Origin of the sequence: Bifidobacterium asteroides (assembly GCF_003202695.1) — a bacterium.
Classification (GTDB): Bacteria; Actinomycetota; Actinomycetes; order Actinomycetales; family Bifidobacteriaceae; genus Bombiscardovia; species Bombiscardovia asteroides_G.
Window position 1 is genome coordinate 154255 of the sequence record NZ_QGLL01000009.1, and the last position, 21596, is coordinate 175850.

Annotated in this window: 25 protein-coding genes and 1 tRNA gene; 6 read left to right on the forward strand and 20 right to left on the reverse strand. The window is 58.4% G+C overall.

What is annotated here, in order from left to right:
• Positions 1-27: 27 nt before the first annotated feature.
• The 14 genes from DKK75_RS06835 to DKK75_RS06900 all read right to left on the reverse strand — a co-directional run bounded on the left by DKK75_RS06835 (position 28) and on the right by DKK75_RS06900 (position 12345).
• Positions 28-903 (reverse strand): amino acid ABC transporter ATP-binding protein, encoded by an 876-nt coding sequence (locus DKK75_RS06835; RefSeq protein ID WP_110452679.1) that lies wholly within the window; start codon positions 901-903, stop codon positions 28-30.
• A complete protein-coding gene (locus tag DKK75_RS06840) occupies positions 896-1570 on the reverse strand; it encodes an amino acid ABC transporter permease (RefSeq protein ID WP_110452680.1) in 675 nt (224 codons plus the stop codon). The genes DKK75_RS06835 and DKK75_RS06840 overlap by 8 nt, the downstream gene beginning before the upstream one ends.
• Positions 1557-2210, reverse strand: coding sequence for an amino acid ABC transporter permease (locus DKK75_RS06845; protein WP_110452681.1), 654 nt, complete (start codon positions 2208-2210; stop codon positions 1557-1559). The genes DKK75_RS06840 and DKK75_RS06845 overlap by 14 nt, the downstream gene beginning before the upstream one ends.
• 431 nt (positions 2211-2641) lie before the next feature.
• The gene (gene nrdH, locus DKK75_RS06850) at positions 2642-2884 is read right to left on the reverse strand and encodes a glutaredoxin-like protein NrdH (RefSeq protein ID WP_110452682.1); all 243 of its coding nucleotides are present in this window, start codon (positions 2882-2884) and stop codon (positions 2642-2644) included.
• A 228-nt stretch (positions 2885-3112) separates the two neighbouring features.
• Entirely contained in the window at positions 3113-3922 is an 810-nt protein-coding gene (nucS, locus tag DKK75_RS06855; RefSeq protein WP_110452683.1) for an endonuclease NucS, read from the reverse strand.
• Between the two features lie 87 nt (positions 3923-4009).
• Entirely contained in the window at positions 4010-4306 is a 297-nt protein-coding gene (locus tag DKK75_RS06860) for a F0F1 ATP synthase subunit epsilon (protein ID WP_110452684.1), read from the reverse strand.
• A gap of 2 nt (positions 4307-4308) precedes the next feature.
• The gene (atpD, locus tag DKK75_RS06865; RefSeq protein WP_110452685.1) at positions 4309-5793 is read right to left on the reverse strand and encodes a F0F1 ATP synthase subunit beta; all 1485 of its coding nucleotides are present in this window, start codon (positions 5791-5793) and stop codon (positions 4309-4311) included.
• An 8-nt stretch (positions 5794-5801) separates the two neighbouring features.
• A complete protein-coding gene (locus tag DKK75_RS06870) occupies positions 5802-6752 on the reverse strand; it encodes a F0F1 ATP synthase subunit gamma (protein ID WP_110452686.1) in 951 nt (316 codons plus the stop codon).
• A 3-nt stretch (positions 6753-6755) separates the two neighbouring features.
• The gene (gene atpA / locus DKK75_RS06875; RefSeq protein WP_110452687.1) at positions 6756-8414 is read right to left on the reverse strand and encodes a F0F1 ATP synthase subunit alpha; all 1659 of its coding nucleotides are present in this window, start codon (positions 8412-8414) and stop codon (positions 6756-6758) included.
• Positions 8415-8460: 46 nt separating this feature from the next.
• Complete coding sequence (locus DKK75_RS06880) at positions 8461-9288, reverse strand: F0F1 ATP synthase subunit delta (RefSeq protein ID WP_110452688.1); 828 nt, start codon at positions 9286-9288, stop codon at positions 8461-8463.
• A 51-nt stretch (positions 9289-9339) separates the two neighbouring features.
• Positions 9340-9882 (reverse strand): F0F1 ATP synthase subunit B, encoded by a 543-nt coding sequence (locus DKK75_RS06885; protein WP_110452689.1) that lies wholly within the window; start codon positions 9880-9882, stop codon positions 9340-9342.
• Between the two features lie 50 nt (positions 9883-9932).
• Positions 9933-10160: an ATP synthase F0 subunit C gene (gene atpE / locus DKK75_RS06890; protein ID WP_015022486.1), complete on the reverse strand. Its 228-nt coding sequence runs from the start codon at positions 10158-10160 to the stop codon at positions 9933-9935.
• 131 nt (positions 10161-10291) lie between these two features.
• On the reverse strand, positions 10292-11107 hold the full coding sequence (atpB, locus tag DKK75_RS06895; RefSeq protein ID WP_110452690.1) for a F0F1 ATP synthase subunit A: 816 nt from the start codon (positions 11105-11107) through the stop codon (positions 10292-10294).
• A 191-nt stretch (positions 11108-11298) separates the two neighbouring features.
• Positions 11299-12345 (reverse strand): homoserine O-succinyltransferase, encoded by a 1047-nt coding sequence (locus DKK75_RS06900; protein ID WP_110452691.1) that lies wholly within the window; start codon positions 12343-12345, stop codon positions 11299-11301.
• A gap of 95 nt (positions 12346-12440) precedes the next feature.
• On the opposite strand from DKK75_RS06900, the gene DKK75_RS06905 reads away from it, so the two are divergent.
• A tRNA-Met gene (locus tag DKK75_RS06905) sits at positions 12441-12517 on the forward strand.
• A 173-nt stretch (positions 12518-12690) separates the two neighbouring features.
• On the opposite strand, the gene DKK75_RS06910 is transcribed toward DKK75_RS06905, so the two are convergent.
• Positions 12691-14217: a DUF2130 domain-containing protein gene (locus DKK75_RS06910; protein ID WP_110452692.1), complete on the reverse strand. Its 1527-nt coding sequence runs from the start codon at positions 14215-14217 to the stop codon at positions 12691-12693.
• Between the two features lie 117 nt (positions 14218-14334).
• The gene (locus DKK75_RS06915; RefSeq protein ID WP_110452693.1) at positions 14335-14748 is read right to left on the reverse strand and encodes a hypothetical protein; all 414 of its coding nucleotides are present in this window, start codon (positions 14746-14748) and stop codon (positions 14335-14337) included.
• A gap of 834 nt (positions 14749-15582) precedes the next feature.
• Between DKK75_RS06915 and DKK75_RS06920 the strand changes: the two genes are divergently transcribed.
• Complete coding sequence (locus DKK75_RS06920; RefSeq protein ID WP_110452694.1) at positions 15583-16590, forward strand: aldo/keto reductase; 1008 nt, start codon at positions 15583-15585, stop codon at positions 16588-16590.
• A 119-nt stretch (positions 16591-16709) separates the two neighbouring features.
• On the opposite strand, the gene DKK75_RS06925 is transcribed toward DKK75_RS06920, so the two are convergent.
• From DKK75_RS06925 to DKK75_RS06930, 3 genes are all read right to left on the reverse strand, one after another.
• Positions 16710-17675, reverse strand: coding sequence for a bacteriochlorophyll 4-vinyl reductase (locus DKK75_RS06925; RefSeq protein ID WP_110452695.1), 966 nt, complete (start codon positions 17673-17675; stop codon positions 16710-16712).
• A gap of 170 nt (positions 17676-17845) precedes the next feature.
• On the reverse strand, positions 17846-18004 hold the full coding sequence (locus DKK75_RS08155) for a hypothetical protein (RefSeq protein ID WP_181414498.1): 159 nt from the start codon (positions 18002-18004) through the stop codon (positions 17846-17848).
• Positions 18005-18021: 17 nt separating this feature from the next.
• Positions 18022-18324: a hypothetical protein gene (locus DKK75_RS06930; RefSeq protein ID WP_110452696.1), complete on the reverse strand. Its 303-nt coding sequence runs from the start codon at positions 18322-18324 to the stop codon at positions 18022-18024.
• A 35-nt stretch (positions 18325-18359) separates the two neighbouring features.
• Between DKK75_RS06930 and DKK75_RS06935 the strand changes: the two genes are divergently transcribed.
• The 4 genes from DKK75_RS06935 (at position 18360) to DKK75_RS06950 (ending at position 20926) form a co-directional block, all read left to right on the forward strand.
• Positions 18360-18851 (forward strand): inorganic diphosphatase, encoded by a 492-nt coding sequence (locus DKK75_RS06935; protein WP_110452697.1) that lies wholly within the window; start codon positions 18360-18362, stop codon positions 18849-18851.
• Between the two features lie 149 nt (positions 18852-19000).
• Positions 19001-19447, forward strand: a complete 447-nt coding sequence (locus tag DKK75_RS06940) for a DUF3290 family protein (RefSeq protein ID WP_110452698.1) — start codon at positions 19001-19003, stop codon at positions 19445-19447.
• A gap of 3 nt (positions 19448-19450) precedes the next feature.
• Positions 19451-20095: a DUF421 domain-containing protein gene (locus DKK75_RS06945; protein WP_219997322.1), complete on the forward strand. Its 645-nt coding sequence runs from the start codon at positions 19451-19453 to the stop codon at positions 20093-20095.
• Positions 20096-20362: 267 nt separating this feature from the next.
• On the forward strand, positions 20363-20926 hold the full coding sequence (locus tag DKK75_RS06950) for a manganese efflux pump MntP (protein WP_110452699.1): 564 nt from the start codon (positions 20363-20365) through the stop codon (positions 20924-20926).
• Position 20927: 1 nt separating this feature from the next.
• Here DKK75_RS06950 and DKK75_RS06955 read toward each other — a convergent pair whose 3' ends face one another.
• A complete protein-coding gene (locus DKK75_RS06955) occupies positions 20928-21590 on the reverse strand; it encodes a hypothetical protein (RefSeq protein WP_110452700.1) in 663 nt (220 codons plus the stop codon).
• Positions 21591-21596: the final 6 nt, after the last annotated feature.

Consider the following 21596-nt stretch of genomic DNA (forward strand, 5'->3'; position numbering starts at 1 on the left):
AGGCCGCCGGACGAATATGCGAAGTCCTCATCGTGACTTCAGATCCTGGTCCTGATCCCGCCTGCGCTCATAGGTGAAGGTGGACAGGAAGCGTTGCGCCCGGTCAGTGGCAGGGTGGGTGAAGAAAGCCTCCGGATCGTCGGACTGTTCGACCAGAGAGCCTCCATCCAGGAGGACGATGTGGTCGGCTATACCCCTGGCAAAGGCCATCTCGTGGGTGACGATCATCATAGTCAGCCCCTGATCGGCTAGCTCCAGAATGACCTGGAGGACCTCGCGGACCATCTCCGGATCCAGAGCCGCGGTCACCTCGTCGAAGAGCATGATCTCGGGATGGAGGATGAGCGCCCGGCAAATGGCCACCCTCTGCCGCTGACCTCCAGAGAGCTGGCTGGGCCAGGCATCCCTGCGGTCGGCCAGACCCACTCGGTCCAGCAGCTCCAGAGCCTCCTGCCGCGCCTGGCCCCGCTTGCGCTTCTGGACCAGGACGGGCGCCAGGGTCACGTTGTCCAGAACGGTCCTGTTGGGGAAGAGGTCGTAGCTCTGGAAGACCATGCCGATCCTGGTACGCAGTTCCGAGCTGCGGCTGCCCGACATAAGGCCGCCAGGACCTCCGCTGCGCTTGCCCAGAGGGTGACCGGTCTCCACCACCTGATCGTCCAGAAGGATGCGGCCGCCCTGTATGGGCTCCAGCCCGGCTATGGTCCGCAGCAGGGTGGACTTGCCTGAGCCCGAAGGGCCCAGGACTACAAAGACCTTGCCCTTGGGCACCTGGAAGGAGATGTCATTGAGCACAGGGCTCTGCGCCTGCGGATACTGCTTGACCAGATGCTCGACGGTCAGCACCGCTCGTTCCTGCTGATCATCCTGTGGCTGGTTCGCTGTCGTTTGCCCCTCAGTCATGAGCCCACCTCTTTTCCAGATGCCGGGCCGCCAGGGACAGGGGCCAGCAGATGAAGAAATACATAAAGAAGATCACCCCGTAGATCCACAGGGTCGCCTGCGGATAAGCGAATCGGTTGGCATCGATGATCTGCTGGCCGACCTTGATGACCTCGATGACGCCCAGCAGGGCGGCCAGGGAGGTGGTCTTGACGATCCTGGTGGCCAGGTTGACACTCGCCGGCAGCAGTCGGCGCAGGGCCTGCGGAAGGATGATCCTGGAGAAGGTCTGCCAGGACCCCAGTCCTAGCACGTAGGCCGACTCCACCTGGGTACGGGGGATGGACTCCAGAGCCCCTCGGACCAGGTCGCCCAGCTCTGCTCCACCCCAGAGCACAAAGACCAGCAGGCAGGCGCCGGTGGCGTCAAGATTCAGGTTCCATGCCCTGGACAGCCCGTAGAAGGCGATGAAGAGCAGAGCCAGCTGGGGCATGATGCGGATGAAGTCCAGGTAGATCCTCATCAGGAAGCGAATCAGACGGTTGCGCAGGGTCATCAGCCATCCGGTCACCAACCCCAGGGGCAGGGAGAGCAGGACCGAGACGCCGGCTATCCAGACGGTCACCCAGAGCCCTTGGAAGAGTCTGGGCATGACCCCTGGCTGGAAAAGCACCTCAACGCCGTGCATAGTCGAACCTCCGCTCAAGAACGGTCCCGATGACGGAGATGGGCAGCAGGATGACCAGATAAGTGACGATGAGCAGAGTCAACGATTCGTAGGTATCGTAGGAGGTGCCCATCAGGTCCTTGGTGACATACATGACGTCGGCCAGAGCGATGGCTGAGACCACCGAGGATTCCTTAACCAGGAAGATGATGTTGGCCACCACGCCCGGTATGGCGCTACTCAGGGCCTGGGGCAGCACGATCCTGGACAGGGTCTGGCCTCGTGTGAATCCCAGGACGCGGGCTGACTCGATCTGTACCCGAGGCACCGCTTCCAGTCCGCCACGCATGGCTTCGGCCATGTAGGAGCCGCCCAGGAAGGCCAGCCCGACGATGGCGCAGGTCTGAGCGCTCCAGTTGACCCCAAGCTTGGGCAACCCGAAGTAGAGGAAGTAGAGCTGAACCAGGAGCGGGGTGTTTCTTGACAGCTCGATGTATATCCTGGCCACCTGCGAGAGCAAAGGGATCCTGAAGACCTCCAGCCCGGCGCAGACCAGTCCGAACAGCATGGAAAACACCACGCCGAAGAAGGAGATGAAGACCGTTACATAGGCCGCATTGACGAAAAAGTGCAGATTCTGCGCCATGAAGGTCCAATTCATGCCCTCGCCCCCTTACTCGTTTGCGTCCTGTTCATCGTCTCCTCTTCACTGCTTCCCGCACTCTTCCCGCTGACTGCCGCTGTCCGTCCCTCCCCCGCACGATTGCCGAATAACCCGAATAACTAGGCCACCGTCTGAGGCATACAATCGACAATCCTAGAGAATGCGAGCTGCTTTCCTCTGCTTTTCGATATACGAATACCGGATACCGCGTTATCATCCGCTCTCACGGGTGCCTGGACGGCCATCCATAATCATGCTGAGCCCATCAACCAAGCAGTGCCGAACCAAGAAATGCCGATTCACCAGGCACTTGCAGAACAATATTCAGTTAATTACCTGTCAACCTGACATTTATCAGACCGACAGCTCACCAAGCTATCAAAAAAGCCCGGTCCACATATTCGTGAACCGGGCTCCGAGTCCTTTGATCAGGCGAAGACCTTGGCGCTCTGTGCTGCCTTCCTGATCAGATCGGGGCGATACCCGCTCCACGTCTCCTGGTCAGTGACTACGATGGGGGTCTGCTTGAATCCCTGGGCGATGAACCGGTCGATCAAGGTCTGATCCTCGGTCAAATCCACCTGCTCGAACTCCAGCCCCTGCTTGGTCAGCTGACGCTTGGTGGCATCACACTGGGGACAGTGCGCCTTGGTGTAGACCGTAATGGACATGTCCGCATCTCCCTTAGATATAGCCAATGACATCCCAAGCTCTATAGCCGTCTGCTTAGGACCTGATGTTTGCACTCTACACATTCCTAGGCGCCAGCACAATACCATCCGTAGTGGCGTGTCAGACCATAAACCCCAACATCTAGTAGCCTTTCAGGTCTTGACGGGCCAAGGAAGGATCTATGTGATATGCATGACACACTTGCCTTCCACGACAGGAAACCCCCCTCAGAAGAGGGTCAGTTCGTTACTGTCGGCACCCTTCATGGCCTCATAGTCCAGTATCAGGCACTCGAATCCCCTGTCCTCTGCGAGAACTCTGGCCTGGGGGGTGATGGTCTGGGCGGCGAAAATCCCACGGACAGGAGCCAGCAGAGGATCGCGGTTGAGCAGCCGGCAGTAGCGGGTCAGCTGTTCCACACCGTCGATGCCGCCATGCCGCTTGATCTCGATGGCCACATGCTGCCCCTGGCCGTCCACGGCCATGATGTCTACTGGGCCGATGGGCGTGGGGTACTCCCGGCGCACCAGCGTGGCTCCCGGGCCGATGCGGTCGATCTGTTCGGCCAGGTAACGCTGCAGATGTGCTTCCACACCGTCCTTGACCAACCCCGGATCCGTCCCCAGGTCATAGCTGTCGTCGGCATAGATCTGATAGAGCCTGATGGTGAGCACATCGCTGGATTTCACGGCCGAAACGCGCAGAACCTTACGAACAGGCCGACACTGGTCCTGATTCTGCTCCTGCTCCTGGGCGATCAGCGCATCGGGCGCAGCGGCTTCGACGACCTCGTCCGGCTCGGTCCCAGCCACGGGATCAGCCTTGATGCCTGCGCCGTCTTTGCCTGTCTCCTCGGGTTCGATCTCCCTGATGGTGCAGGGGGCGCACATCCAGTTCAGGGGTTTGTAGGAACCCAGCTCAGAAAAGATCAGACAGCTCATGTCGGCCTTGATCAGCAGGACGCGTCTGGCCGGCGGCAGGCTGGCATTGAGACGCCCGGAATATTCGGCGGAGCAGTCGGCAACAATGATTCGCACAGATGCCAATATATCAGTCGCCGTTCCGGGCGAAGAAGAAAAAGCCCGGCCGATGCAGGAGCACCAGCCGGGCGGAAAGGAAAGAAGTCAGGAGCGTTGTCCCTGAGCAGCGTCCTCCAGGTAGTGGTCCACGGCCACAGTCAGCTTGTTGCTGTCGAAGGAGGCGAATCCGCCGTCCACATGGAAGGACTGACGACCGCCATCAGTGGCCTGAACCCGGATATTGCCCTCCTGCAGCAGGGTCAGCACCGGCTCATGGTCAGACATGATGCCCATGGACCCTTGGGTGCCGGGCACGGTGACCGACCGCGCCTGACCCGACCAAATGGGCCTGTCTGCCGAGACGATGTTGACCTGCATGGAGGCCTTGCCCGTGTCCGCCATGACTACCGGTATTCCTTCTGCATATCGTGCCACTTGTGCTCAAGGTCGTCGATGCCGCCGATGCCGGAGAATGCCTGCTCGGGCACGTCGTCGTAGGCGCCATCGCAGATGCGGGTGAAGGCCTCGATGGTCTCGTCCGCAGGCACGTAGGAACCCTTGCGGCCGGTGAATTTCTCGGCCACGTAGAAGTTTTGGCCCAGGAACTGCTCGATCTTGCGGGCGCGGTTGACAGTGGTCTTGTCCTCCTCGCCCAGCTCGTCGATGCCGATCAGAGCGATGATGTCCTGGAGCTCCTTGTTCCTCTGCAGAATAGCCTTGACTCGGTTGGCGCAGTCATAATGGGCCTGCCCCACATAGCGCGGATCCAGAATCCTGGAGGTGGATGCCAGTGGATCCACAGCCGGGTAGATGCCTTGGGAAGCGATGTCACGGCTGAGCTCAGTCGTGGCGTCCAAGTGGGCGAAGGTGGTCGCAGGGGCCGGGTCGGTGTAGTCGTCCGCTGGCACGTAGATGGCCTGCAGGGAGGTAATGGAGTGGCCCCTGGTGGAGGTGATCCTCTCCTGCAGAGCGCCCATCTCGTCTGCCAGGTTGGGCTGGTAGCCCACGGCCGAGGGCATGCGGCCCAGCAGGGTGGAAACCTCGGAGCCGGCCTGGGTGAACCGGAAGATGTTGTCGATGAAGAGCAGCACATCCTGGTTCTCCACATCACGGAAGTACTCCGACATGGTCAGGGCGGTCAGAGGGACGCGCAGACGGGTCCCCGGGGGCTCGTCCATCTGGCCGAAGACCAGTGCAGTCTTCTCCAGCACCCCGGCATCGTCCATCTCCCCGATCAGATCGTTGCCCTCACGGGTGCGTTCGCCCACGCCTGCGAAGACGGAAACGCCGCCGTGGTTCTGCGCCACGCGCTGGATCATCTCCTGAATGAGCACGGTCTTGCCCACGCCTGCGCCGCCGAACAGGCCGATCTTGCCGCCCTCCACGTAGGGGGTCAGCAGGTCGATGACCTTGATGCCGGTTTCGAACATCTGGGTCTTGGATTCCAGTTGATCGAAGGCAGGTGGATTCCGATGGATGGGCCACCGCTCGGTGACCTTGACCTGCTCACCCTCCTTCTTGTTGAGGATGTTGCCGGCCACGTCAAAGACGTGTCCCTTGGTCACGTCGCCCACGGGCACCATGATAGGCCCGCCCGTATCGGTGACAGTGGCGCCGCGGACCAGGCCGTCGGTGGGCTTCAGGGCCACGGTGCGGACCGTGGAATCGCCCAGATGCTGCTCCACCTCCAGCATGATGGTGGTCAGCGACTCGCCCTCGGTATTCGAGGACTTGCTCAGATTCACGGTCAGGGCATTGTAGATGTCCGGCAGGTGACCTGCCGGGAACTCCACATCGATGACCGAACCCTGGACTCGGGTGACACGCCCCTTGGAGGCCGAATCCGGCTTGCGGCTCGCTGTGGTCGGCTGTTCTTGCTGTGCAACCATTGGCGTTCCTACTCTTCCTCTTTGTTGAGCGCATCGGCGCTGCCGACGATCTCGGTAAGTTCCTGCGTTATGGCCGCCTGACGAGTGGCATTGAGCTTGCGAGTCAGGTCGTCGATCAGCCCTTTGGCGTTATCAGTGGCGGTATGCATGGCATTCTGTCTGCTGGCGGTCTCCGAGGCAGCCGACGTGAGCAGGCATTCATGGATGCGCGACTGAATGTACTTGGGCAGAACGGCATCCAGCACCTCCTGTGAGCTGGGCTCAAAGTCGTAGATGGCCGCATGGCGGTTGCCTTTGGGCCCATGCTCATCCTCTGGCACGGGGGCATCGATAGCCTCCTCAGGCTGCTCCTGGTCAGGCCTGATCAGCTCCAGGGGCAGCATGCGCAGCACCCGAACCTTCTGCACCACCATGTTAATGAATTCAGTGAAGACGATGTAGAGCTCAGAGACGCCGCCCTTGGCCGCTGGAGTCATATACGTATCCAGCAGTGCCTGGGAGATCTCCCTGGCTACATCCACACCGGGCCGATCGCTTTCGCCCTCCCAGGTCTTGACGATGCTGCGGTTGCGGTAGCGGTAATAGGAGACGCCCCGACGTCCGTAGACGAAGAGCTGGGGCTGTCGGCCCTGCTGGTCCAGACGGGCCAGCAGAGACTCCGTTTCGCGGATGACCGAGGAGGTGTAGGCCCCGGCCATGCCACGGTCGGCCGTCAGCGCCAGCACGGCTACGCGCGGGTTCTTCTCGTCCTTCCTGACAATGGGGTGGCGAATGTCGTCCGTGTGGGTCACCAGAGCCTGAACTGCATCGAAGATCGCATCGGAGTAAGGCTTCGCCTCCAGAGCCACAGTCCTGGCCTTGGCGATATGCGAGGAGGCTATCATCTCCTGGGCATTGAAGATCTTCTCCAGCGCCGACGTGGAGGCGATCCTTGACTTGAATGCGAGTTGTGAGGCCATGGTCTACCGCTTCCCAGCCTTGCTGCCGCTCTTGCCATCGGCCACCAGCTTCTCCTGCTGGACGGCTACCGGCTGCTCCTGCTCCTGGTCGGCTTTGCGCCCGTCCAAGGTCTGGCCCTTGTGGGTCACGAAAGTCTTGGCGAACTCGTCCACGGCCTTGTCCAAGGCCTTTTCCGTATCGTCGGTGAAGTCCTCCGTGTCACGAATGGTCTTGAGGACGTCGGTGTTGTGGTCCAGATAGTCCAGGAGTCCCGACTCAAAGGGCAGCACATCCTCCAGGTCCAGGTCATCCAGCTTGCCATGGGTGCCCACCCAGACGGAAACGACCTGCTTCTCCATGGAGTAGGGCGTGAACTGGGGCTGCTTGAGCAACTCGGTCAGCCTAGCGCCACGGGTCAGCTGAGCCTTGGAGGCCGAATCCAGATCCGAGGCAAACATGGCGAAGGACTGCAGGGAGCGGTACTGAGCCAAGGAGATCTTCAGGGTCGAGGAGACCTTCTTCAGAGCCTTGGTCTGTGCGGCGCCGCCCACGCGGGAGACGGAGATGCCCACGTCCACGGCAGGACGCTGGTTGGCATTGAACAGATCGGACTGCAGGAAGATCTGCCCGTCGGTGATGGAGATCACGTTGGTCGGAATGTAGGCCGAGACGTCGTTGGCCTTGGTCTCGATGATGGGCAGGCCGGTCATGGATCCGCCGCCCAGATCATCGGAGAGCTTCGCGCAGCGCTCCAGCAAACGCGAATGCAGGTAGAAGACGTCGCCAGGGTAAGCCTCACGCCCCGGCGGACGACGCAGCAGCAGGGAGATTGACCGGTAGGCCTCGGCCTGCTTGCTCAGGTCGTCGAAGACGATCAGGACGTGCTTGCCGCCGTACATCCAGTGCTGGCCGATGGCCGAACCGGTGTAAGGGGCTATGTACTTGAAGCCTGCCGAGTCGGAAGCCGGGGAGGCCACAATGGTGGTGTACTCCATGGCGCCGGCCTCTTCCAGGGAGGAACGGACCGAGGCAATGGTGGTGCCCTTCTGGCCGATGGCCACATAGATGCACCGCACCTGCTTCTTGGGATCTCCGGACTCCCAGTTGCGCTTCTGATTGATGATGGTGTCGATGGCGATGGCCGTCTTGCCGGTCTGCCGGTCGCCGATGATCAGCTGGCGCTGACCGCGGCCGATGGGTGTCATGGCGTCGATGGCCTTGATGCCGGTGGCCAGGGGCTCGTCGACGGGATGCCGGTGCATGACGTCGGGGGCCTGAGCCTCCAGAATTCTGCGGCCCTCGCTCTTGATTTCGCCCAGCCCGTCAATGGGCTCGCCCAGGGGGTTGACCGTACGCCCCAGATAGCCGTCGCCGACGGGCACCGAAAGCACCTCGCCGGTCCTGTGGACTTCCTGGCCCTCTTCGACGCCTGCGAAGTCGCCCAGGATGACCACGCCGATCTCGCGGGCGTCCAGGTTGAAGGCCAGACCCAGCGTGCCGTCCTCAAAGGTCAGCAGCTCGTTGGCCATGCAACCAGGCAGTCCCTCCACATGCGCAATGCCGTCACCAGCGGTACGGACGTATCCCACCTCCTGGGTGGGGGTGTCCGTCGGCTTGTAAGACTCGACGAACTGGTCGAGCGCCTTGCGCACCACGGCGGGATCAATGGTCATTTCTGCCATGATCACTCCTTATTTCTGTTCTTGTTCAAGTCTTTAGGCTCCCTGCTCATCCTGCCACGGCCATCCGCCGGTTCAGGTGCTTCAGCTGGGTGGCCACCGTGCCGTCTGTGGAGACCGAGCCGTACTGGACTTTCATGCCGCCCAGTACCGAGGGGTCGACCACCGAGTTGATGTGAACCGGCTTACCCAGCTTGCGCCCGTAGACCTCCTGCAGGCGGCTGATCTGCTCATCCTTCATGGAGACCGCCGTAGTGACGGTGACCATGACCTGGTCCATGTGCTCAGAGAAGCGATCCACCAGCCAGACAATGGTGTCCGGAAAACGCCGTCCGCGCAGATCGATTGTGGCGTTCAGAGCCATCTGCTCGGTGACCTCATGCAAATGCTGCCCGTCCAGGAGCGCCCTGAGCAGATCGGCTCGGGCCGTGGAATCACTGTACTCGTCCGAGAGCCGGAAGAGCACCAGGGGCATGCCAAGCAGAGCCGAATGAATTTCAGCCAATTCTCCGGCCACCTGGTTGGTAATGCCGAGAGCATCAGTGTAATAGCTGGCTGCGTCCACCGCCATGTCCTCAGCCGCGTTGGCGATGTGCACGACACGACTCCACTGACGATCAGCCAGGTCATGGAGAATATCCACAGTCAGCGGATCGGCCTTGTCAGTCAGGATGGTGTCGATTACGCGCCACTTGTCCTCTGACGGACGGGAGGGATCGGTCAGTGCACGCTCCAGAGGCCTGTTGGCATCGAGCAGAGTCACGAAAGCATAGAGCTCCGAAGCCACACGGAGGGCATCTTTCCCCTTGCTCTTGAGCAAAGGAGCATACTTGGCCCTGGTCTCCTTGTCGGAGCTCAGCGAAGTCTCTCCCCGCATGTCACCTCCCCTTTCGCGGAACGGTCGTTCCCGTCATTCGCCGATCCGTCATCATGCCTGCCGCTTGTCCGAGGACTGTCCATCCTGGTCCGCGATGATCGAGTCGATCATGGAGGACTGCACGGCACCATCCTGAAGCTGCGAGCCCAGGATCTTTCCGGCAAGAGCCGTAGCCAGCGTACCCACCTCGCCCTTGAGCGAGACCAGCGCCTGCTGCTGCTGGGACTGGATGGAGCGCTGGGCGTTCTCAGTGATCTGGTTGGCCTCGGTCTCGGCGCGGGACCTGGCATCAGCCACGATCCTGGAAGCCTCGGCCCGGGCGTCATCCCGAATTTGGGAAGCCTCAACACGAGCCTTGCTCAGCTGATCCTGATACTGCTTACGGGCCTGATCCGCTTCCTCACGAGCCTTGGCGGCCTTCTGGATGTTGCCCTCGATCTTAGTCGAGCGCTCATCGAAGATGGCCTGGAACTTGGGCATGAAGAACTTATAGAAGAAGACGGCCAAGATGACCAGGATGACCAGCGACCAGAAGATATCGTAAATCGGAGGAATAAACAGCTTGATCCCTTCGCCTGCCGCTAGAGCATACATTGGCTCCTCCTTTCCTTTATCGAAGCCGGATCATGCAAGAATCGCACGGCTCAGGCAATGAAGAGCGCTACGAATCCCAGCAGGGCCAGCACCTCGATCAGAGCCAGGCCGATGAACATGGTGGTGCGCAGCTGTCCGCTGATCTCAGGCTGGCGAGCCATGCTCTCGACGGTCTTGCCGACGGCGATGCCCAGACCCAGCGCGGGGCCGAGAGCTGCGATGCCGTATCCCAGGATGCTCAGATTGCCGGAGACCTCAGCAAGTGTGATGATGTCCATTTATTTTCCTTTCCTCCACCGTTGCCGGTTCTTGTATTGTGGTTCGGCCCCGACCCCCGTCTACTGGTCGGAACCAACGAATATGTAGACTGCGACCGCTTAAAACGCCGACCGCGGCTTGTTCTTTTCGCTCAACCTTCTTCAGGGTAACTCATGGAGATGTAAACCGTGGTCAGGATGGCGAAGATGTAGGCCTGAAGGGCCGCCACGAAGATTTCAAAGGCCGTCAGGGCGAAGCCCAGAACGAACCAGCCCACGCCAGCCAGGGCCAACACCTTATTGCTGGCCTCAACAATGTAGAACTGGGTAAAGGCTAGAGTAACCGCCACCAGCAGATGACCGGCGATCATGTTGGCGAAGAGTCGGATGGTCAGAGAGGCCGGCTTGACGATGACCATCTCCAGAAGCTGGATGGGCGTCAGGATGATATAGAGGGGCCAGGGCACACCCGCTGGGAAGAGCTCCGACTTGAAATAGCCCCAGACGCCCTGCTCACGGAATCCCGCTGCCATGTACTGGCAGAAAGTCCAGATGGCGAAAACCAGAGGCATGGTGATAGTGGCCGTGGCCGCTATGTTCATGCCTGGCACGATGCCGCAGAGGTTGAAGACCAAGATGGTCAAGAAGATGGTCGTGATCATGGGCACGTAGCGCTTGCCACGAATTTCGCCCAAGGTGTCATAGACGACCGAGTCACGGATGAACTCGATGACCCACTCAATGGCCCCCTGCCAGCGGGAAGGGATCAGCTTGGCCCTTGCGGCAGTGATTCCAAGCACCAGAAGAATGATGACCATGGCCACGAACCTGATCAGGATGATCCGGTTCATGGCAAAGGGCGTTCCCTGGAAAAGAATCTCAGGAGGCAGGAAATCTTCGATGGAAGGCAGCTCGCTCGGCTTGGCCATGGCCAGACTGAAAGCTTCACTTCCCATTGCCTCTAGCATCTATCGCCTCCTGAACGACACAGTGAACACTATAGCGCGCATGCGACTCATGGCTGCACCGTATGGGTAGTGTAGCCCACACCAAGAGCCACGGTAACCATACATTCATCCAGTGTGCCACAGATGGTGCCCGAAGGTCGAATCTGCCCCGCGGTGCAGACAGGCTGATGACGAATGAGATTCAATTGTCATCAACTATCAACAGCTCCAGGAATAAGCCCGTACCCGTCACCAGCCAAGGGACGATACCCGTCAGCACGTGGGCGTCCAGGAGCGTGCCTGATGGATCTGTCGGTGCCTAGTCGACCCGCCGCCCGCAGGGTCGGCACCTGGTCCAAGTCATAGGGGGTGGTCTCGTATACCCAGTTCAGCCAGTTGCGCCAGAGCAGGTTGGCATGTGCCCGCCAGGAAAAGACCGGCTCCAGTCTGGGATTGTCATGGGGGTAGTAGTTGACCGGGAAAGGCACCTGGTCCAGACCCTTGGCCATGTCGCGCTGGTACTCATGGGCCAAAGTGCCACGGTCGTACTCCCAGTGGCCCAGCACGAAGATCTCTGAGAAATCCTGGGTGCTGATAAGCCCGGGACCAGACTGGGGACCCCAGGTCAGCACCTGCAGATCCGGGCAGGCCCGCACCTGGTCCTCATCCACCCCGGCCCAGCGGGAGTGGGGCTGCAGGGCGATCTCGTCGAAGCCATTGGTAATGAAGCAGTACTCGTCTTGCAGGTACTGGGGGAAGACCCCGAAGACCTTGCGATCCAGGTTGCGCTTGGCAATGCCATGGCGGTAGTAGAGCCCGGCCATGGCCCCCCAGCACAAGTACATAGTGGAGAAAACATGGGTGGATGCCCAGTCCAGAATATGGGTCAGCTCATCCCAGTAGTCGACCTGCTCGAAGTCCATCTGCTCCACCGGGGCGCCCGTCACGACCAGACCGTCATAGCAGTTGTCCCGGAATGAGTCCAGATTCTCGTAGAACTTGACCAAGTGATCCATGCTGGTGTGCATGGCCTGATGGGTGGAGGTCTTCATGAAGTCGATCTCCACCTGAAGCGGCGACTTGGAGATCAGCCGCAGCAGCTGGGTCTCGGTCTGCACCTTGGTAGGCATCAGGTTGAGGATGACCAGCTTGAGCGGACGCATCTCCTGGCGCTCCGCCTCGTGGCTTTCCAGGGCGAAGATGCGCTCCGAATCCAGGATGGATCTGGCCGGCAATCCGGTGGGGATGGTGATAGGCATGGCTCCATTATCTCCCAAGTAAAGCCTGCCCACACACGGACTTGACAAGTGCGTTGGAATCCGTAACATAGATAACTGCTGTGTCGCACAGCCGACGCGGGGTGGAGCAGTTCGGTAGCTCGCTGGGCTCATAACCCAGAGGTCTCAGGTTCAAATCCTGACCCCGCTACCAGTAAGGCTCGGATTCATCTGGATTCCGAGCCTTTGTTGCTGTCTTGGCGTGCCTGTCGCCGATCAGAACAGTTGCCGACATGGTGCAGCCAGTCATAGCTGAACGACTCGACCGTAAAAGTCAGAGACAGCTGTCTGCATTCAACTCCTCACTTGGCTGCACCATTCACGTTCTCAGGCTCCTATGGCTTTGGACTTCTTTGCTTCGTCGAACTTGGCCTTCATGGTCTCATTGTTTCTGGTCAGTCTTCGTATGGTCACGTCCTGCGCCTTGTTGTTGGCCAGACGAAGCTGGTTCTCAGAGCCCAGCAGGGCATCCTTGATCTTGTTCAGGTGGTTGATGGATTTATCGATCTCCTCTACTGCATTCTTGAACTTTTTCGAGGCGATTTCGTAATTGCGGCCAAAAGCGTTCTTGAAGGAGTCCAGCTCTTCCTCAAAATGCGTTATATCGATGTTCTGCGCCCTCTCCTCTTCAAGTTCATTCTTGTATTGCAGAGAGTTCTTGGCGGCATCCCGGAGCAGGGTGATTATCGGAATGAAGAACTGGGGACGGACAACATACATTTTCGGGTAGCGATAAGAGACATCCACGATACCCGTGTTGTACAGGTCGCTGTCAGGCTCCAGCAGGGAGACCATGATGGCATATTCGCAGTCCTTCTCTCGCCTGTCCTTGTCGAGCTCCTTGAAGAAGTCCTCGTTCTTGTGCTTGGTGGAGGTGGTGTCCATCTCGTTTTTCATTTCGAACATGATGGACACGATCTCCGTGCCGGAATCGTCCCAGTCGCGGAAGATGAAGTCGCCCTTGCTGCCCGTCCTGGCATCGTTGTCCTTCTCGAAGTAGGCATGAGGAAAGGCCGTGGACCGCAGCTTGTTGAACTCGATCTGGCAATGCTGCTCAAGCGTCTCCCCCACCATCTTGGTAGACAGCTTCGCCTTCAGATCACGCAGCCGCTCAATCTGATCGTCACGGTCCTGGATCTGGACCTCGTAACGCTCCTTGAGCGACTTGGCCTCGACCTTGCTCTGCAGCTCGACCTTGTCCAGACTGCTTTTCAGCTCAGCTATCTCGGAATCCTTATCTGCAGCAACCGCCTGCAGCTGCGACTTCAGCTGCTCCTTGGAGAGCCTCTCCTCCGACTCCTTCTCAAGCTGCAGCCTCTCAAGCCTGCCCTTGAAATCGTCCCGCTCCTTCTCCACCGGACTCAGAGCCTGAGCAAGCTCCTGCTTCTTCTGCAACTCAAAAGCATCCAGCCGATTCTGCAATTTGACGATCTGGGCGTCTTTGTCCGCTGCCGCCTTCTGCAGCTCACTCTTGGAATTAGCCTCTGCCAGATCAAGCGCCTGCTGCTTCTCCGACTCTGCCTTGTCCAGCTTGGCGCTCAGATCGTCCTTCTCCTTTTCGACCTTCCTCAAGGCTTCTGAAACAGCCAGTTCCTTAGCGGCTTGCTCGGACTTCAGCTTTGCCTGCAACTCCTGTATCTGGGCATCCTTTGCGCTTTTGGTCTTCTGCAGCGTCTGCTCGGCCTGCGCCTGATCCAGTTCGCGGATCTTGCTATTCTCGCGTTCAGCCTGCTCAAGCCGTTCATGAAGCTGCCTGTCAAAATCCTTGTCACGTACCTGCTTCAGAATATCGGCGTATCCGGCCTCATCGATGGTGAACGCGGTTCCGCATTTGGGGCAAATAATCTCGGGCATCTGCACCTTTCCTTCTAAGCCTCTCTTAAAACCTATCTTTGCTTCAATCAGTTTGTACTGAAAACTGAGCGACTACGACACTTGATAAACAACTATATTTGACCTATGCCGATGCCATCACAAGGATTCGATAATCATGGACCAGGTGATGATCTGCCGAATCGCGCCACAGGCGCGGCGATAGTCTCCTGCCTGCCTTGCAGCATCGAAAGCTGCTGCCACGATCGGCTCTTCAACGCCAGCCGCCTCTGCAATCCACAGTAGCGATGCCGCGTTCTCCAATTTGTTGAAACAATCTTTCGCGCTGTTATTCGGCTTCCGCCGCGAATAGGCACCTGATCCGTAGGTTGCGTTATCTGCAAACCACTGCACCATATGCTGTTTTTCTGTTCTTGAACGTACATCCGGCGAATTGCCCACCTCGCGAATGTACTTATCGGAATACGGGTAATGCGAGCGCTTGAAACGCAATAAATGCGAAAAAGCAACGCAGCTCATATCATTTCCACTTGCCACGTCAGCCTTCTTCATTAAAGGTTAGCTTCAACTGTTCATTAATTGTATCAACTGAGAAAGAGAGCATGTCCAGTTGGAAACCAGCTCAGTCGCAATGCTCAGAACACGTCCATTTTCCAAAGACAGGGAATACGAAAAGGGAATACCGCATATGAACGTGTCAATAAACATCAATCATTACCCCTACGGCGGGTATATTCGAAATCCGGTCTCACCACAGCTCAGACTCAGGACTTCAAGATTGAGAACCGGCTGATCCAAACCGCTCTCGCAGAATCAAACCATCCTTATCAGCAATTCCAGAGTACCGGATCATAGCAACCAGACATACCATAAAAGACTCTTGTCGTTGACAAAGGGCGATAAGAAGACATTGCCTCTATAAATATTACAAATATTATTGTGTTTTCCAAATACAGAAAGAGCCAAAGCACATACCAATCGCGATAAGCTATAAAGTGGTACATTCGATTTTTTGAATCCACTGGCCGTCGGTCAGCAATGCTGCCTATATCAGCTCTGAAGGACAGGGGACAGCGGAGTCCAGGAAAGCATCTACGCGCTTTTGCTTGCTCAAAAGCTGCTGCGCAAATCCGACTTAGTAAGCCTCAAACCCAAATCCCAACCCTTGCTATCAATGAAGACCGCATTCACTCATATTCAAGCTTGTACTGCTTATATTCCTAGTCACAGCTCATAAATGGTAAGCAATAAAATGCCTTGGATGCCCCTTTGCCTAGTACCCTTTGCGTAGTACTTGTGCGCTCCCAAGCCAAAGAAGTAGACTTCCACCGACTCGAACTTGCTAGCATGATTGCATCTGCACCAAGGAAGGCCAAGGGGGTTCAAATGCAGTACACACAACTGGGCAAGACAGGCATCAACATATCGAAGATCTGCGTGGGGTGCATGAGCTTCGGCAAACCGGGCACCATGCATGACTGGACATTGGATGAGGAAGGGACTGACGCGGTCGTTGCGCACGCACTGGATCTGGGCATCACCTTTTTCGATACAGCCAACGGCTACTCGGCCGGGACCAGTGAAGAGTATCTGGGGAAGGCACTCAAAAGGCATTCAAGCCGCGATCAGGTGGTCATCGCTTCCAAGGTCTACTTCAACGAAGGGCGGCTCTCTTCCAAGGCCATCCATCGGGAGATCGAAGGGACGCTCAAGCGGCTGGGCACCGACTACCTGGATCTTTATATCATCCACAGGTTTGACTATGGAACGCCCATCGAGGAGACCATGGAAGCGCTGAACGACCTGGTCAGCGCAGGCAAGGTGCGAGCACTGGGGGCCTCAGCCATGTATGCCAGCCAGTTTCAGGACATGCAAAAAGTCGCCCAGGACAACGGCTGGACCCCTTTCAGCGCCATGGAGAACCACTACAACCTGCTCTACCGGGAGGACGAGAAGGACCTGATTCCCTTCTGCAGAAAGACGGACGTCTCACTCATGCCCTACAGCCCTCTGGCTGCCGGCCATCTGACACGTCCCACCTGGACCGCCGACACCCTGCGCAGCGCCACTGACAAGGTCTCGCGCGGCAAATACGACCGGGCCGAAGACAACGATCTGACCATCATCGACCGTGTGCAAAAAGTGGCCGAGCGACATGGCGTACCCATGGCCCAGGTAGCCATCGCCTGGCAGTGGGCCAAAGGCGTCGCCTCACCGATTATCGGCGCCACCAAGGCCCGCCATCTCGACGATGCCGTGGCTGCGCTGGATTTGGAGCTCACGCCTGAAGAGATCGCCTCCATGGAGGAGTCCTACCTGCCGCACGAGACAGTGGGAGCCATCGACAGCAACCCTCCTGAAGGCGTGGTGCTGCTGGACGCGGAGGAGAATTAAGGCAATCCCCTGGCCTGAAGCGTGGGTGTTGGATCTAATGACTCATGATCTAATGCCGGGTCATACCTTTATCGCTGTGTCAGACCAAGGGAACAGCTTAAGGACAAGCCCTCATGGGCTCAGGTCAGCCTATACCCATCAGACCTGTCCGCATCCGCCAGACCCGCTGAATCATCCGAATTCCCGGCTACTCCCGGAATAGTCAGGGCATCGGAGGTCTCAGCATCTTCAGAATCTGTCGGCGTATTCGACGTTTCCGATGCCTGCTGATTCTCGGATGTCTGCGAATTGACCATGTCTAAATCCAGTACCGTTTTATAATCACGATCCGCGTCAGACTGCGAATAACCAAAGTGAGCCCCGTCCATAACGGAAATCAGGTGCATGCCCATAGGGCGCATGGTCGTCCAGGTAATCCCTCCCGACAACGCTCCACCAATGATCGGCACAGCCTTGGAAACCCCTGTAGCAAAGACTTTCTTAGTCATTTTTACGGACATAGTCTTGGCCACCGATTTGACGATCGGATAGATCACTCCCTTTGTCAAGGCCTTCTGCGGCAGACGCTTCAACACGGATTTCCCCAGTTGCGTAGAGATCAAACGCACCGCCGAACTGGCACCAGTAAGGCCAAGCATGACGCCGAGGTACAAAAGCAACTGATTCCCGATCACGCCATCATCCGGCAGGACGGCTTCCCAGAAATCCTCCTCTCCATACAGATAGGCGATCTCTTGCGCTGTTATCAAAACAAAAGCATAGAACTGGGCCACATCTGCTGGAATTGTGGCAGCCATGGTAAACCCACCCGGCACTCCAGCCAAGAAAGATGCACCAGCGGATTGCCCCGTTCGTTTCAGCACGATTTGCCGCGCCATCTTAAGAAGAATCTTCCGATCGCAACCGGCGGCCACTGGGCCCCTCTTCACTATGTCGTCAATGACCTGCGGTGGAGCACTGGCGAACTGCTCACGCAGAAACCGCTCACGATCCACTTTCATCCCTGGAATTCGCACAGCCTGATTCAGCACCACCATCAAAGCTTTTCTGCCATCTTTAGAGCTTTCGGTGTTTTCCTTCGCCATTGCCAACCTTCTCCGCCGCCATCCTTGGCCGATATTTCACGAGGTCGATTGTATCCAGGAAACCAGACGATCACATCCATAACTGCTCTGATAACGTGATCAGACGGGACATCGACGCTGAAGATTAGCTGCAAGATGCAGGAAAGCCATCTTTGGTACAATCGCTGAACTCAAGCATGGGGCTGACAATCCATCAAGCAGCTGACCGGGCGGCCGCCTGCGGCACTGACCAAGGCCAGATATCGCGGCGTGGCCACCACCTTGACCAGATCTGCCGGGGCTTCGGTCATCGTGAACAGGGGACCGCCATGGATATCCGAACCAGCCATGATCCGTCCATGATGAATCAGGATGCGCCCATTCTTTTCCAGAGCCCGGTAGCGGAATCACGCAGATCCAGGATTTGCCGGTTCTGGGCTTCGATGTAGGAGTGCGGCGATCGAGGGCCGACTGACTGGTCAACTTGACAAACGGTGCCCTTCCAGCGGACTTTTCCACAGTCCAGGATGATCCCAAACTCCGGCTGCTCGACAGTCACTACCAGCTGCCATGCCCAGCGATGCTCCTCAGGCAGAGCCCCGCCCTTCCAGATGGCTCTAGCCCTATTGCCGGAATGTGCCGCGGGACGGTTATGCTGTGTATGAGACATTCCTATGCTGTCCAGACCGAGAAGGAGACAGGACAATGGCAGAGACATTCGACGTGCTGGTCGAGATTCCCCGGGGCTCCCGCAACAAGTATGAGATGGACCACGACAGCGGCCATATCAGGCTGGACCGCACCCTCTTCACCTCCATGGGCTACCCCGACGACTACGGCTACATCGACGGGACCCTGGGCGAGGACGGCGATCCCCTGGATGCCCTGGTCATGATTCCCGATTCGGTCTTCCCGGGCTGCATCGTCGAATGCCGCGCCGTAGGTCTCTATCACATGGTCGACGAGGCCGGCGGGGACGACAAGGTCCTCTGCGTGCCTGCTGACGTCCGCTACGATGACATCAAGGACATCGATGACGTCTCCGACTTCCACAAGCAGGAGATCAAGCACTTCTTCGAACAGTACAAGGCTCTGGAACCAGGCAAGGAGGTCATGCCCGGCGACTACTGGACCAATGCCGAGGCTGCCGAGACCCAGATCAAGGCTGCACGCGAGCGCTTGGCCGCCCAGCACTGACTTTTCAAGGCCGACCAGTCGGCGCAACCACCCCGGCAAGGGCCCAACCACCGCCCGAACCGGGGTTTTGCATGCTCAAATCCTCCCAAAACGCGTCCGGCCGTCTACGATTGCAAATTGCTGGTGCGCGCGCAACGGCAGGAGCGGCTATGACTTTCTATACGTACCAATACCTCAAGGGCGGTCAGACCAACTGGACCATGATCAGGATCATCGTGGTCGTCGTTCTGGCCCTGGCCTTCCTCTTCTTCCTGTTCATGTACTCCCGCCACCGCTGGAACCATAAGTACAAGGATCTGTCCATCATCCTGGCCACCCTGCTACTGCTGGCGGCGGCCATCCAGTACAGCGACTACACCAATCTGCGCACAGCCAGTCTGCAGAGCGGACAGCTGACCACGGTCATCGACAAGTCCGCAGCCAAGCTCAAGGTCAAACCTGAGCAAATCAGCATCAACGACACCTCGCGCAACAACGACATGATCATCAAGACTCCCAAGGGCTACTACACCCTGGTATTCAACAGCTCAGGCTCCGAATTCCTGCTGCAGCGCGCCGACCTGTACCGCCCAGACATCACCGTGATCGGAGAGTGACCCATGGATATCAATTTCTACGTCAACGTGGCTCTGAAGCTGATCGTCGGGCTGCTCTTCATCACTCTGCTCATCAATGTGACCGGCAAGGGGAACCTGGCGCCCACCTCGCCCATGGACCAGCTGCAGAACTACGTCCTGGGCGGCATCATCGGCGGGGTCATATACAGCGACAGCATCTCCATGGCCCAGTACATCGTCATCCTGCTGATATGGGCGGCACTGATCCTCATCACTCGATACGCCAAGACCCACATCCATGCAGTGGGCAAGTACATCGACGGCGAACCGGTCACCATCATCAAAAACGGCAAGCTGCTGGTCCAAAACTGTCTCAAGGTCAATCTGACGGCCAAGGAGGTGGACTTCAAGCTGCGAACCAAAGGCATCAACGACATCCGCGACGTCAAGCGGGGCATTGTCGAGCAGAACGGCAGCCTGACCATCATCTCCGAGGGCGACAAGGACGTGCGCTATCCGGTGGTCATGGATGGGCGGGTCAATCCCGATGTACTTGACGCCATGGGACGGGACGAGCACTGGCTTGACGAGCAGCTGGCCAAGCAGGGCATACGCAAGGTCAGCGATGTGTACATGGCACGCTTCCAGAACGGCGAGTTCTACGCCGTCACCTACCAGGACAAGTAGCGCCGTCCACGCGGCAGAGAGCAGCCTGATTGTGACCCATGGCACATTAAAAGGCCGATTCGATATCCTGTCATGCTTGATCGTTCCAGCGCTGACAGGTAAAATCTAAGCCTATATTGTCATGGCGTAGCATGTGAACGGCATTCAACGAATTCAAAGCCGACTCCAATCGGCAGTTCCGCGCTGGACGCTCCCGAGGCGTAGGCGGGTTTGAGGAGACCTGGTCGAGGCCCATCCCTCCAGGGATGAACCCTTTCAAGGAATGCCGTGTTCTTCAGATTGCTGTTTATTGCCTTAGGTGTATCTTCTGACGCTTTTGCGGTCTCCATCAGCAAAGGACTGTCCGTGGACCGACTGCGGGCCCGCCATCATTGGCTGGTCGGACTTTGGTTCGGCGGGTTCCAGACTCTGCTGCCCCTGCTTGGCTACTTCGCAGCCTCCATGCTGCAGGACTCCCTGGCCGCCGTGGATCATTGGATTATCTTCGGCATCCTGTCGGCAATCGGGGTCAATATGATCCGCGAGGGCGTCTACGGCAAGGAAGAGGAAGCGAACGAAGAAGATAGCTTCTCTTGGCGGCGAATGCTTCCTGCGGCCATAGCCACCAGCATCGATTCATTCGGCGTGGGTGCGGGCCTGGCCCTGCTGGGCATCAACGTCTGGCTGTCCGCGCTGGTCATCGGGCTGGTGACTGCTGCGGCCTCCGTAGTGGGGCTGCGCATCGGATACGCCGTCGGCTCACGCTGGCGCAAGCCGGCCAGAATCGCCGGCGGCATCATGCTAATAGTCATGGGTATCCAGATCCTTCTGGATCACCTGATGAATGCCTAGCTCAGATCGTCGTCTGGAGGACCAAGGCGGCCAGCACCACGCCGGCTCCAGCCAGAAGGATCGACATCAGCGCCAGACCAATGGCCCCACGCCGATCAGCTGCTTCCTGGGCCCAGCGATGGCCCGCAGTCATGAGCCCGAGCAGCAGCAACAAGGCCACAAGCACCACCAGGATCGATATCGGGTCAGATTGCAATCCCCTGATCAGCTCTGGCAGGAAGATCCATCCCGATGCGGCGACAGCAGTGACCCCGCCCATGGCGGTTGCAGAAATGCCTCGGATGACCATCCGCCTGTCCCGCCGCAGCATCTGCCGAACGAACATGAAAACAGCCAGGAGAGCCAGCAGGAATGCCGCAGTCGACAGCCAGACAGCGAAGGCGCCAGGTCCCTGCACGACCAAGGCCGGCACTAGGCAGATCAAGGTCAGCAGACCGAACATGGCCCGGTCGGGAGCGGGTCGAATGCCCCGGCCCACCAGGGGCCAGGAGGCCACCAGGGCCAATGCCAGCCCCAGAACCAGGACGGCCTGCACCCATCGACCGATCCGAGGCTCCGCCAGCAAGCCCGCCGCTGTGCCCGGCAGAATCAAGGCCGCCAAGGCCAGCATCTGCGTCAGCGCGGGCGCGCGCCCATCCCGTGTTTCTTGTGCGGTCTGCGCCATGGGTCC